The organism is Geothrix paludis, assembly GCF_022808815.1.
Taxonomy (GTDB): Bacteria; Acidobacteriota; Holophagae; order Holophagales; family Holophagaceae; genus Geothrix; species Geothrix paludis.
The window spans coordinates 557,397-570,524 of sequence record NZ_JAKZLC010000002.1; the positions used below are offsets into that span (position 1 = coordinate 557,397).

Sequence of the window (13,128 nt, forward strand, 5' to 3'; positions counted from 1 at the left end):
TCTTAAATTACAGATGCCATCCAACTCAGACCCAGGCCGTGCCCCACCCGCCACGCCAGGACGCGGAACCGTCAAATGCGACGGATGCAGGCTTGGATTGGGACTTGATGGGCCCTTAAACAGTTCGTAAAGACTCGATGTGGAATTTCGGGATTCGCGGGTTTGCGAAGGGAAAAGTCCTACATTGATTAATGACCGGTTGGTATTTAACAAATTGTCGGGGGGCTGTAATGTCAATGCATCATGGACCTTACGCATTCCATTCCCGCCAGACCTCCGGAGTCCGTTTTCGTTTCGACCCAGTTCAAGGCCGGAGGCACCGGTCGCTCGCGGCCCTCGTGTCCGAACTGCTCCTGAAGCGGACTGAAATGAATGCCATTCTCGACACGACTCCAAACGCCGTCTGCATCCTGTCCAAGGACGGGGTCACCCGATGCAATCCCGCTGCCCTCCGGATGTTTGGTGCCACGTCCCTCGATGAGCTTCGGGACACCTTCGGAAGGCATGTGGAGGGGTTCGCCCTTCGCTGGCCAGACAGCCAGCTCCCCCTCCGCAAGGAGGAGCGCCCGCTCACACGCGCCCTCTCGGGGGAACGGCTGACCGAAATTGTTCTGGCCACCCACGCCGGGACCGGCGATGAAATCATCCTCCGGATCACGGCCGCGCCCATTCTGAACATGGGCCGCATCATCGGTGCCGTGGGCGTCCACTCGGATATCACCTGGGGAAGGCGGGCGGGAGCTTCCTCTTCCCCATCTGGCCAGGAGCCGCTGATGGGGAGCGGGTGGCCAGGCCAACCCATGCACCCGCGCTCGAAGGAACAGGCACTCCGGGAACAGGCGGAAGCAGAACTCCACAGGGCTCACACGGAGATACAGGAGCTGAAGAAGCATCTTCAGGCGGGGCACGCGTACCTGTTCCAGGAGACCAACCGCACCTACAACTTCGGTGAGGTGATCGGACAAAGCCGCTGCCTGGAGGACGTTTTCTACCGGGTCGAAGCCGTGGCACCGCAGGATTCGACGGTGCTGCTGCTGGGCGAGACGGGAACGGGCAAGGGACTGGTGGCCCGCGCCATCCACAGCAGGAGCCTGCGCAAGCACCGCCCCCTCGTCACTGTCAACTGCACCGCCCTGCCCGGCAACCTGATTGAAAGCGAGCTCTTCGGGCGCGAGAAGGGCGCCTTCACGGGGGCCAGTTCCCAGCAGCTGGGCCGATTCGAACTGGCCGACAAGGGCACCATCCTCCTGGACGAGATTGGCGATCTGCCTTTCGAGCTGCAGGCCAAACTGCTGCACGTCATCCAGGAAGGTGAGTTCAGCCGCCTGGGCAGCGCGAAGACGGTGAAGGTCGATGTCCGCATCATCGCGGCCACGAACCGGGACCTCTACGAGGAGATCCGGCTGGGCCGCTTCCGGGAGGATCTGTTCTACCGGCTCAACATCTTTCCCATCACCGTGCCCCCCCTGCGGGAGCGCAAAGAGGACATCCCGCTGCTCGTCGACTATTTTCTTGATAAATTCAATCGCAAGCTTGGCAAAAACATTAGAACGGTCACCAACGGCACCATGGATGACCTCATGGCCCACTCCTGGCCCGGCAATGTGCGGGAGCTGGAGAGCGTCATCGAGAGGGCCGTGATCATCTCCAAGGGCACCACCTTGCAGGTGCTGGATCATTTCGAGGCTCCCTCCCTGGCCGGGCCGCAGGATGAAGGGAAACCGCTGGTCGATCTGGAGCGCGACTACATCGATCAGGTGCTGCGGAGGACCAACTGGAGGATCGAGGGCAGCAAGGGGGCGGCCCGCATCCTCGGCCTGAATCCGAGCACCCTCCGCGGCCGGATGCGGAAGGAGGGCATCCACCGCCCCTGATCAGGCGGAGGCCCGTCGCATTTGGCGAATCCGCACCATGGCGCGGTGGGTCGCGCCAGGATTTCAGCTGTGCCAGCAGGCATGGGTCGATCAAGCTGTACATCTATAACAATTAAGATTAATTTTTTATCTTTACATTGTCTGGCATGTGATTTGACACCTCCAGGTCCAGGTCGTCAAAGGGCAGCTGCTGGGCCCTGGACCGACCTTCCAACCCTTCTGGACTGGATGGAACGATGCGCGTCAACGAAGACGTCCCTCTGCCTCCCCCCTCCTCTTTCTCAAGGCGAAAGGCCGACACCGAGCGGCTGGAGGCCCAGCTCGCGGAATGGACCGCGACCATCGCGCAGGCCCGCGCCAGGGCGAAGCGGTGCAGGTCAGACACCGGGCTCGAATTCGACCGGATCGCGGATGAGCTGCAACTCCTGCGGAATGAGGCTGGCGCCCAGGTCATGCGCCTGAAAGGTTCGACCGGCCTCGACGGGGAGGGCCTGCTGACGGAACTGGACAACCGATGGGAGCTCCTTCGCACCCGCCTTCGGCGGGCCGAAGCTGAGATCTGAGCGGATGTCGAAGGTGATCCATGGGGGGTGAGGAATCTGAATGGCGATGGGACGGCAGGCGGTGCCCTTCTGTCATTGGAATAGGAGGGCGGTTACCCTGTGAGGCCCCATCTCACAGCAGACCCAGTCCCAGCTCTCCCGAGGCATCGCTTGCACCAGCCCACACCCTACCCAGTCCCCATTGAAGCCCTCCGCCAACCCCGGGGCTGGCTGTGGCGGGCCCTGGGGCGGGCCTACCTGCGCCTGGGCGGCTGGCGCATCGAGGGGGCGTTCCCGGAGGAGCCCAAGTTCGTCACCATCGTGGCCCCCCACACCTCGAACTGGGATTTCGTGGTGGGCGTCGCCGTGGTGTTCGCCCTGGAGCTGAAGGTGTCCTGGCTGGGCAAGCACTCCCTCTTCGAGACGCCGCTCAGGCGCTTCTTCCTCTGGATGGGCGGCATCCCCGTGAACCGCCAGGTGAGCCATGGCGTGGTGGACGCCTGCGTGAAGGCCTTTGAGGGCGTCCCCGCCCGCCTGCTGGCCCTGGCCCCGGAGGGCACCCGCAAGGGCGTGAGCCAGTGGCGGTCCGGCTTCTACTGGATCGCGACGGCGTCCGGAGTGCCCATCTGGCCCGTGGGGTTCGACTTCCGCGATCACGTGATCCGGCTGATGCCCGTGTTTCATCCCAGCGGGAACCTGGATGAGGACCTCCCCCTCATCCAGGCGCTGTTCAGCCAGGTCCACGGCCTGCGGGAGCGGCCCAGGTAGGCCTCTACTTCAGCGTGAACGCCACGGCGGGTCCCTTGGCCTGGCCGGTGCGGACCTGGAAGATCCGGGCGGGGTCGGCCTTGGCCGTGTCCAGCAGCCAGCCGAGGACGCCCTTGGCGCGGGCATCCGCCAGCTGGGCCAGGTCCGCGGGATCCACCTTCTGGACGCCCAGCAGGCGCTGCTCCATCTCTGCCGGCGGCGGGGGCGGCGCGGGCTTCTCGCCCTTGGCGGGCTTGGGGGCGGGGAAGGCGGCGTCATAGGCGGCCTTGAGCCAGCGTTCCCGCTCGCCGGGCGGCACGGGGGCCTCCTCCACCTTGAGCCCCTGGGTCCGCGTGCGGCGAAGGAGGGCTTCCAGTGAGGCCTTGCGAAGGGCCCCGCCGTCCTGGCCTTCGCCCGCCGCGCCCTCGGCCTCCAGCCGCAGCTCCGGCCGTTCCTGGAGAGCCTTGGCCAGCCCCTGGAGCTTGGCCGTGGCCGCGGCGTCCAGGGCGCTGGAGCCGGGTGCGAAGGACACGCTGCTGAGGTCGCCGGCGTCGCCGCCGAAGAGCTTTCCGATCAGTGTGAAGGGCGAGGTGGCGATCTTCCCCAGCAGGTTGAAGATGGCCTTCCAGACCAACTTTCCGTACTTCACGTCCGGATCGTCGAGGTTGCCCTCGATGGGCAGGTCGAAGGCGATGACACCCTTGCGGTCGCGCAGGATCGCCAAGCCCAGCTTCACGGGCAGGCCCGTGGCGTCGGGACTCTGCACCTTGTCGCCCAGGTAGAACTGGTCGAGCTTCACGGCGTTCTCGGACTTCAGGTTCCGGCGGTCGATACGCAGGCGGGCATCCACGTCCAGCTTGCCCTTCTGCACGGTGTAGCCCAGGTACTTGCCCGTGTAGGGCGTGAAGTCCGTGAGGTCCGCGCCCTGGATCTTCAGCGCCACGTCCGTGTCCAGGTCGTGGCGCAGGGGCATGGCGTGGCCCGTGATGGTGATGGGCGCCAAGCCGCCGGCCCGGCCCTTGAAGTCCACCTTGGACACGGCGTCGGGGCGGCCGGAGAGGCCCAGGTAGCTGCCCTCCAGGTCGCTGAGCACCAGGGCCGCATTGGGCTGCACCGAGCGGTCGATGAAGCTGAGGCGCCCGCCGGTGATGGCCAGCTTTTCGATGGCCAGGTCCGGCGCGGCGGCGGGCGTGGCGGGCACCACGGCGGCGGTGACCGCCGGGGGCTTGCCCTCCGGGGCCAGCCGCAGGGCCCGGGCCACATTCGTGCTGCCGTCGGGCTGCATCACGAGCCGCCCCTCGGGCTCGGTCCAGTCCACGGCCTGGATGGCCACGGACATGGGCGCGGTGCGGAAGTCCGCGCCCGTGAGGCGCAGGGCCTTCCAGCGCACGAAGGGCTCGTTCAAGGCCGCGTCCCGCGCCTCCAGGCCCTGCACGGAGGCGGCGCCCCGGTAGGTGACACCATCGGTCTTGCGGCCCTCGAAGGCGAAGCGCACCCGGCCGTCGGCGCCCAGCTTCCCCGAAGCGATGCGCAGGTCCAGGGCGGTATCCAGGTAGGGATCCCAGGGCGCCAGCTCCAGCCCCTCGGCCTTCAGTTGGAGGTCGCCCGTGACCTTGAGGGGCGCCAGGCTGCCCTCCACCTTGAGGGAGCCGGAGCCCAGCTTCAGGTCCAGCGAAGCCTGGCTGCTGGCCTTGGGATCCAGGCTCAGATCCTTCCACCCCAGGTTCACATCCGTGGCCTCCACCTTCACGGGGCGGGCCGGGCCCAGGTCCTCCCAGCCCACCCGGAAGCCCTTCAGGGCCAGATCGCGGATCAGGAGTTGGAGGGGCTTCTCGTCCTTCTTCTTCTCCTTGGGCTTGGGCGGCGTGAGAAGGCGAACCACGTTCAGGGCGCCGTCCTTGGCGGCCTGCACGCGGACCACGCCCTGCTCCGCGGTGATGGAGCCCAGTTCCACGGAGGGCAACAGCAGGTCGGCCTTGCCATCCTTGACATCGAGCGACGGCAGCTCGAGGGCGGGCTCGGCGACGCCGCGCTCGGCGATCTTCAGGTCCCTCACGCTGAGATCCAGTCCCGACAGTTCCACGACATGGCGGCCCTTGGACCACTCGAAGCGGTACTGGGCCCGCACCGTGCCCATGCCGCTGCGGATCTCGCTGGAAACCTGCTCCTGCTCGTAGGGGCGGTACTTGGGCAGCGACAGGTTCTCCAGCAGAAGGGTGCCCTTGGAGGCGAAGGGCTGGAAGCCCAGGTCGCCCTTCCAGCTCACGTGCTCCTTGGCCTCGGTCCAGGCCTCCAGGGAGACGCCGCTGCGGTGGCCCACCTCGGTGCGCAGGTTGTCCAGGCGGAAGGCGATGGGCCCCAGCTCCGAATGGAAGGGGGCCGAGGCGGACCGGTCCGTGAACTCCACCCGGCCGTCCTGCAGCTGGAAGCGGCGGACATCCAGGATCCAGGCCGAAGGGGGCGCCTCCTGGGCGGGGGTGCCCGGCTTCTCCTCTTCCTCGAGCAGGTCCTGGAAGTTGAGGTGGCCCTCAAGGTCCAGGACCGTCCGGACGGTGAGGCCGTCGACCTCGATGATCGCGAACCCCACCGTGTGGCGCAGGAGCCGCCAGACGTAAGGGTTCACGTAGGCACGCCGCAGGGTGATCCAGTCGCCGCCGCCCCGCTCGGCCACCCGCAGGCCTTCGACGGTGACCCCGAAGGTGAAGGGGTTGAATCGCAGCCGGGTCAGGGAGGTGGGGCGCTTCAGGGCCTGGGTGGCCGCCCGCTCGATGCGGGGTTTCGCCAGGGCCGGAACCAGGAAGAAGCCCGCCAGGACCCAGAGCGCGTAGATTCCCGCCAGCACGAGGATCAACCGGCGCCAGCGGCGGAAGAAGGCCGGGAGGAAGGCTGGCATGGGCATGGAAGAAGCATAGACCTTTCCGCCCGGTGTGATTCAAGCCACAACCCCGTTCTCAAGATACGGCCGGGACGGCTATCCTCCTTCCGTCGCGGTGCCGCCAGGACTGCCACCCCCGAGCGTGTCGGCGCACCGCTGGACCGAGAGGCAAGGGCCATGTCGGCACGACGCGTGGTGATCCTGGGAGCCGCCGGACGCGACTTCCACAACTTCAACACCGTGTACCGGGACAACCCCGCGTACCAGGTGGTGGCCTTCACGGCCACCCAGATCCCGGGCATCGAGGGCCGCCGCTACCCGGCCGTCCTCGCCGGGAAGCTCTATCCGGAAGGCATCCCCATCCTCGACGAGTCCGAGCTGGTGGACCTCATCCACCGCGAGAAGGTGGATGTGGCCGTCTTCTCCTATTCGGACGTCACCCACGCCACCGTGATGCACCTGGCCAGCCTCTGCATCGCCCATGGCTGCGACTTCGAGCTGCTGGGCGCGGACAAGACCATGATCCAGTCCACCAAGCCCGTCATCGGCATCACGGCCGTGCGCACGGGCGCCGGCAAGAGCCAGACCACCCGCTACATCAGCAACATCCTGAAGAAGCTCGGCAAGAAGGTCGTGGCCATCCGCCACCCCATGCCCTACGGCGACCTGGCCAAGCAGGCCTGCCAGCGCTTCGCGGACTACGGGGACCTGGACAAGCACGAGTGCACCATCGAAGAGCGCGAGGAGTACGAGCCCCACATCGACAATGGCTTCATCGTCTACGCCGGCGTGGACTACGAGCAGATCATCCGCAGCGCGGAGAAGGAGGCCGACGTCATCCTCTGGGACGGCGGCAACAACGACCTGCCCTTCTACAAGAGCGACCTCCACCTCTGCGTGGCCGACCCCCTGCGCTCCGGCCACGAGATGGCCTACCACCCGGGCGAGGCCAACTTCCGCATGGCCGACATCATCCTCATCAACAAGTGCGACAGCGCCAAGGAGGCCGACATCAAGGCCATCGAGGAGAACGCCGCCCGCGTGAACCCGAAGGCCCGCGTCATCCGGGCCCACAGTCCCGTCACCTGCGACAAGCCCGAGCTGGTGAAGGGCAAGCGCGCCCTGGTCATCGAGGACGGGCCGACGCTGACCCACGGCTCCATGACCTACGGGGCGGGCGTGGTGGCGGCCAAGGCCGTGGGCGCCCACGAGATCGTGGACCCCACCCCCTACGCCGTGGCCTCCATCGCCGCCACCTACCGCAAGTACCCCAACGCCCAGGGCATCCTGCCCGCCATGGGCTACGGCGATCAGCAGGTGAAGGATCTGGAAGCCACCATCGAGGCCACCCCCTGCGACGTGGTCCTCAGCGGGACCCCCATCGACCTCACCCGCGTCCTCAAGGTCACCAAGCCCATGACCCGCGTCCGCTATGACCTCGCGGAGATCCGGGAGGGAGTGTTGGAAGCAGAGGTGCGCAAGGCACTCCGAATGTAGGTTTCGCACGGCGGGAGGGGTCATCAACCCCTCCCGCCTCAGGTAGGCTCGAACGTCCGGGAGGTCCCATGACCCGCCTCTTCCAACCCCTCACCCTCCGCGGCCTCACGCTGCCCAACCGCATCGCGGTCTCGCCCATGTGCCAGTACCAGGCCACGGACGGCCTGGCCAACGACTGGCACCTCGTGCACCTGGGCGGCCTGGCCCAGGGTGGCGCGGGGCTGGTGATCACGGAGGCCACGGCGGTGGTGCCCGAGGGCCGCATCAGCCCGGACGACCTGGGCCTCTGGAACAAGGACCAGGCCGAAGCCCTCGCCCGCATCGCACGCTTCATCGCCTCCCAGGGAGCCGTCCCGGGCATCCAGCTGGCCCATGCGGGACGCAAGGCCTCGAACCCGGCCCCCTGGAAGGGTAGCGGCAGCCTGCCCGCCTCGGCCGGCGGCTGGACGCCCGTGGCCCCCAGCCCCCTGCCCTTCGACGAAGGCTGGACCGTGCCCACGGCCCTGGATGAGCCCGGGATCCTGGCCCTCATCGAAGCCTTCATGGACGCGGCCCGCCGCGCCGTGGCCGCGGGCTTCCGGGTCATCGAGGTCCACGCCGCCCACGGGTACCTGCTGCACCAGTTCCTGTCGCCCCTGTCGAACCACCGCACCGACGCCTACGGCGGCTCCTTCGAGAACCGCACGCGCCTGGTCCGCGAGGTGGTGGGCGCCCTGCGCAACATCCTGCCCGAGGAGCTGCCCCTCTTCGCGCGGATCTCCGCCACGGACTGGGTGGAGGGCGGCTGGACCCTCGATCAGTCCGTGGCCCTGGCCAAGGAGCTGAAGGACCTCGGCGTGGACCTGGTGGACTGCTCCTCCGGCGGCCTGGTGCCCCGGGCCGAGATCCCCCTGGGCCCCGGCTACCAGGTACCCTTCGCCGCCCGGATCCGCGCCGAGACGGGCCTCCCCACCGGCGCCGTGGGCCTCATCACCGGCGCCGAGCAGGCCGAGCAGATCCTGGCCCAGGAATCCGCCGACCTCGTCCTCCTGGGCCGCGAGCTCCTGCGCGACCCCCGGTGGCCCCTGCACGCCGCCAAGGCCCTGGGCGCCGAAGTCGCCTGGCCCGCCTCCTACCTGCGGGCCGCGGGAAGCTCCGTGCCGATGCGGCAGCCCCTGGCCACCCACTGACAGCTGGCAGCTGATAGCTGATAGCTGATAGCTGATAGCTCAAAACTATATCGCCCGGAACAGCGTCAGCACCCGCACCTCGTCCGCACCGCCCTCCTTCAGGGCCTGGGCGCAGCGGAGGAGCGTGGTGCCGGTGGTCCAAACGTCATCCACCAGCAGCACGATTCCGCCTGGCGCGGCGCCCCGCCGCAACGCGACGGCCTTCCGGGGCAGGCGGCGCCGGGCGCTCTCCGTACGCGTGGCCTGGCGCCCGCGCCACCAGCCCTTGGCCAGCAGGGACTCATAGGGGCGACCGGCGCGATCCGCCACCACCCGCCCGGCCTCGGCGGCCATGTCGAACCCCCGCCACAGGCGGCGCGGCAGGGCGCTGGGGGCCGAGGTCACCCGGTCCACCTCCTGTACCCAATCCGGCAGCGTCGTCAGGGCGAGGCGCCGGAGGAGGGCCTTCCGCCACCCTGTCTCGCCCCGCTTGATGCCCGGCAGCACGAGCGCGCCGAAGGGCGGACGTCCGCCGTGGTAGTCCCACAGGGCCTCGCCCAGGTCCCAGGCCACCGGCTCCGGACAGGGGCCTTCGGCGTGCGGCAGGGCGCATCGCCCGCAGCGGCCCTCGGGGAGCGGCTGCAGGCCCTGCCAGCAGCGGGCGCAGAGGCCCGCCTCGGCCTCCGCGTCCACGGACCCCAGGCAACCCCGGCACAGGAGCAGGGCACCCCGCGCCCGTGCGAGGCCGTCCAGGAGGGTCGTCGGAAGCATGGGGGGCATCTTACCGAGATCCATTCGGTGCTAGCATCGCCGGAAGCCCCCTGGCCCATTTTCCTGGAATTCCCTTCCGGGCCCCCGTCCCGGATCGCATGGAGTTTTGTTCATGTCGACCGAATCCCGCCCCACCTCCCAGGTCTTCGCACGGAAGCCCCTGGCCCTGCTCCTGGAAGAAGCGAAGGGCGAAAACCGCCTGCGCCGCATCCTCGGGCCCGTGCAGCTCACGTCCCTGGGCGTCGGCGCCATCATCGGCGCCGGCATCTTCGTGGCCACGGGCGCGGCGGCCCACAACATCGCGGGCCCGTCGCTGATGCTCTCCTACGTGGTGGCGGGCATCACCTGCATCTTCGCGGCCCTGTGCTACGCCGAGTTCGCCGCCATGGTGCCCGTGGCGGGTTCCGCCTACACCTACGCCTACGCGACGCTCGGCGAGCTGTTCGCCTGGATCATCGGCTGGGACCTCATCCTCGAGTACGGCGTCTCCAGCGCCGCCGTGGCCACGGGCTGGTCCGCCTACTTCCAGAGCGCGGTCAGCAAGATCGGCATCCACATCCCCAAGCTGCTGAGCGAGAGCCCCTGGAAGTACGACTCGGCCACGGGCCACTTCGCCTCCACCGGCTCCGTCATGAACCTGCCGGCCCTGATCATCGTGGCCATCGTGACCGCGGTGCTGGTGAAGGGTATCCACGAAAGCGCCAACTTCAACGCCGCCATGGTGGCCATCAAGGTGGCCGCCGTGCTCTTCGTCATCGGCGTGGGCGCCTTCTTCATCAATCCGGCCAACTGGCATCCGTTCGCCCCCTACGGCTGGACCGGCCTGAACGTCTTCGGCCACCACGTGGCGGGCCAGACCGACCCGGCGGGGGCCCCACTGGGCACGCTGGCGGGCGCGGCCATCATCTTCTTCGCCTACATCGGCTTCGACTCCGTCTCCACCCACACCGAGGAGGCCAAGAACCCCCAGCGGGACGTGCCCATCGGCATCGTGGTGTCCTTGATCCTCTGCACGGTGCTCTACATTGCCGTGGTGGCCGTGCTCACGGGCATGGTGAAGTACGACCAGCTCGATATCAACGCGCCGGTCTCCATCGCCTTCAGCCAGAAGGGCCTGGGCTGGGCGGAAGGCATCATCGCCGCGGCGGGCGTGGCCGGAATCACCTCCGTGCTGCTGGTGATGATGCTCAGCGGCCCCCGCGTCTTCCTCGCCATGGCCCGCGACGGCCTGCTGCCCAAGGCCACCTTCGGCGACGTGCACCCCAAGTTCCGCACGCCCTGGAAGTCCACCATCCTCATCGGCATCTTCGTGGGCACCCTGGCGGGCTTCCTGCCCATCGACGCCCTGCTGCACCTGGCGAACATCGGCACGCTGCTGGCCTTCGTCATCGTCTGCGCCGCCGTGCTCATCATGCGGAAGAAGCACCCCGAGGCCGAGCGGCCCTTCCGCTGCCCCTGGGTGCCCTTCGTGCCCGTCATGGGCGTGCTCACCTGCCTCCTGCTGATGTTCTCCCTGCCCACGGCCAACTGGTGGCGCCTCATCACCTGGCTGGCCCTCGGCTTCGTCATCTACTTCCTGTACGGGAAGAAGCACAGCGTCATGAGGCAGCAGGCCCAGTAAACCGGGCCTGTTCAGAAAACCCGCCTCCACCCATCACCGTCCATCACTGTTCATCACCGGTTGGCATTCCTTTGGATAGCCCCTTGAAACCAGGTCCCTCGCTGGCTTCTCATGCTTGAAGACGACCCACTAACTTCCCAGATCATCGGCTGCGCCTACAAGGTGGCCAATGAGCTGGGCTCAGGTTTCCTGGAGAAGGTCTACGAGAATGCCCTAGCTCACGAGCTTCGGAAGGCCGGATTGAATGTCGCCCAGCAGCACGGCGTCCAAGTTCATTACGATGGTGTGAAGGTCGGCGACTATGTGGCCGATCTGCTCGTGAATGAACAAATCCTCATTGAGCTCAAAGCCTGCAAGGATCTCGACGATATCCATCTAGCACAGTGTCTGAATTACTTGAAAGCCACTGACTTGAAAGTCTGTCTGCTGATGAATTTCGGAAGGCCGAAGATCCAGATTCGCCGGTTGATGATGGACCGAAGCATTAAAAACATGGAACCGGTGATGAACGATGATGGACAGTGATGAAAACCACCTTGAATGAAACGATCGTGTGGACATGAGCGTCTGGTCTGACCTGACCCCATCCAAGCGCTGCGACTGGATCGACCAGCTGCGGGGCTGGGCGGTGATCGTGATGATCGAGGTCCACGCGGTCAACGTCTGGCTGCACGCTGGCCTTCGGCCGGACTGGCTGAACTACCTGAACGGCCTGGTGGCGCCCAGCTTCACCCTGGCCGCTGGCTACAGCCTGGTGATCTCCACCTTCCGCACGGACGGCACGCTGCGCCCCTTCTGGCCGGACACCGCCCGGCGCCTGGGCTTCATCCTCCTCTGCGCCTATGCCCTCCACGCCCCGGGCATCACGGCCGCCGACTGGACCGTGCTCAACACCGCCCAGAAGGCCCGGGAGCTGTTCAAGGTCGACGTGCTCCAGTGCATCGTGTTCTCGCTGCTCATCCTCCAGGGCCTCGCGCGGCTGGTGCGGAATCCGCGGGTCTTCACGGCCCTGGCCCTGGCCCTCGCCATCTTCGTGCCCCTGGTCTCGCCCTCCCTCTGGGCCACCGGCGTGGCCGACGGCCTGTGGCTGCCCATCCGCGGCCTCTTCAACGGCAACCCCGACCGCGGCGTGCAGGCCCTGTTCCCCCTCTTCCCCTGGTTCGCCTTCCCCGCCTTTGGCGCCTTCCTGGGGGGGCTGTACCGGCACTTCCGCGTGGTCCAGGTCGAAGGGAAGGCCCGCTGGAGCGAGGCCCGCTTCCTGGCGGGGCTCGGCGTCCTCGGCGCGCTGCTGCTGGCGTGGGGATCCGCGGTCCAGCACGCCTGGCTCTGGGGCGGAACCTGGCTCCAGCACAACGGTGTCTGGATGCTCCACAGCAAGTCGGGGGCCTTCACCTATGCGGAGCTGGGTGCCATCTCCAACGCCACCCTGCCCAGCGTGGCCGCCCGCCTGGGCTGGATCCTCCTGGGCGGCGCCCTCATGGGCACCGTGGACCTGCTGCGTCCGCGCTGGAAGGGCACCAACCCCATCGACGCCGCCAGCCGTGAATCGCTGCTGCTCTACATGCTGCACCTCAACCTGATCTTCAGCGTCCTCCTGGCCCCCGCGGTGGTGGCCCTCACCGGCTGGGGCTGGGGGGACCTGGGCTGGACCGGCACCCTGTCGATGACGGCCCTCATCATCGCCCTGAACCTCGCCGTGGGCGTCTGGTGGCAGAAGGTGCGGAAGGCGCCGGACCTCATGCGCCGCCTCCAGCACCGCGCCGTGGCCGTGCTGGGTGTCTGGTTCGTGCTGGGCGGCTGGTGGACCTTCCGCCACTTCCTCCAGAGCCCCGAGCTGGCCAAGGAGCCCTACGGCTTCCTGAACGCCGCCCGGGCCCGCAAGGGGCTGGCCCCCACGCCCGATGGCCTCTGCCGCGATCCCCAGGAGTACTTCCGCGAAGCCGAGCGGCGGAAGCTGCACCTCAGCGATGAAGCCAAGGCCGACCTGACTAGGCAGATCCTGGCCCGCTCCGGGGCCCGCTAGCGGCCGGCGACTGAAGCCGCTAACGGCCAC

10 protein-coding genes are annotated in these 13,128 nt (G+C 67.6%); 8 read left to right on the plus strand and 2 right to left on the minus strand.

The window, feature by feature from the left end:
- Positions 1-368 precede the first annotated feature (368 nt).
- From MLE64_RS08115 to MLE64_RS08125, 3 genes are all read left to right on the plus strand, one after another.
- Positions 369-1,874, plus strand: coding sequence for a sigma-54 interaction domain-containing protein (locus MLE64_RS08115; RefSeq protein WP_243317273.1), 1,506 nt, complete (start codon positions 369-371; stop codon positions 1,872-1,874).
- A gap of 236 nt (positions 1,875-2,110) precedes the next feature.
- Positions 2,111-2,437 carry a sll1863 family stress response protein gene (locus MLE64_RS08120; protein WP_243317274.1) on the plus strand — a complete coding sequence of 109 codons (327 nt, stop codon included), beginning with the start codon at positions 2,111-2,113 and terminating at the stop codon, positions 2,435-2,437.
- A gap of 150 nt (positions 2,438-2,587) precedes the next feature.
- Positions 2,588-3,184: a 1-acyl-sn-glycerol-3-phosphate acyltransferase gene (locus MLE64_RS08125; protein ID WP_243317275.1), complete on the plus strand. Its 597-nt coding sequence runs from the start codon at positions 2,588-2,590 to the stop codon at positions 3,182-3,184.
- Between the two features lie 4 nt (positions 3,185-3,188).
- Here the strand turns inward: MLE64_RS08125 and MLE64_RS08130 are convergent, their stop codons facing one another.
- Positions 3,189-6,062: a DUF748 domain-containing protein gene (locus MLE64_RS08130; protein ID WP_243317276.1), complete on the minus strand. Its 2,874-nt coding sequence runs from the start codon at positions 6,060-6,062 to the stop codon at positions 3,189-3,191.
- A gap of 153 nt (positions 6,063-6,215) precedes the next feature.
- Between MLE64_RS08130 and MLE64_RS08135 the strand changes: the two genes are divergently transcribed.
- Together MLE64_RS08135 and MLE64_RS08140 are read left to right on the plus strand one after the other, a co-directional pair.
- Complete coding sequence (locus MLE64_RS08135) at positions 6,216-7,535, plus strand: cyclic 2,3-diphosphoglycerate synthase (RefSeq protein ID WP_243317277.1); 1,320 nt, start codon at positions 6,216-6,218, stop codon at positions 7,533-7,535.
- 68 nt (positions 7,536-7,603) lie between these two features.
- Complete coding sequence (locus MLE64_RS08140) at positions 7,604-8,704, plus strand: NADH:flavin oxidoreductase/NADH oxidase (RefSeq protein WP_243317278.1); 1,101 nt, start codon at positions 7,604-7,606, stop codon at positions 8,702-8,704.
- A gap of 45 nt (positions 8,705-8,749) precedes the next feature.
- Here the strand turns inward: MLE64_RS08140 and MLE64_RS08145 are convergent, their stop codons facing one another.
- The gene (locus MLE64_RS08145; protein ID WP_243317279.1) at positions 8,750-9,454 is read right to left on the minus strand and encodes a ComF family protein; all 705 of its coding nucleotides are present in this window, start codon (positions 9,452-9,454) and stop codon (positions 8,750-8,752) included.
- 112 nt (positions 9,455-9,566) lie between these two features.
- On the opposite strand from MLE64_RS08145, the gene MLE64_RS08150 reads away from it, so the two are divergent.
- The 3 genes from MLE64_RS08150 to MLE64_RS08160 all read left to right on the plus strand — a co-directional run bounded on the left by MLE64_RS08150 (position 9,567) and on the right by MLE64_RS08160 (position 13,098).
- A complete protein-coding gene (locus MLE64_RS08150) occupies positions 9,567-11,075 on the plus strand; it encodes an amino acid permease (protein ID WP_243317280.1) in 1,509 nt (502 codons plus the stop codon).
- Positions 11,076-11,186: 111 nt separating this feature from the next.
- Positions 11,187-11,600 carry a GxxExxY protein gene (locus MLE64_RS08155; protein ID WP_243317281.1) on the plus strand — a complete coding sequence of 138 codons (414 nt, stop codon included), beginning with the start codon at positions 11,187-11,189 and terminating at the stop codon, positions 11,598-11,600.
- 34 nt (positions 11,601-11,634) lie between these two features.
- Positions 11,635-13,098, plus strand: coding sequence for a heparan-alpha-glucosaminide N-acetyltransferase domain-containing protein (locus MLE64_RS08160; RefSeq protein WP_243317282.1), 1,464 nt, complete (start codon positions 11,635-11,637; stop codon positions 13,096-13,098).
- Positions 13,099-13,128: the final 30 nt, after the last annotated feature.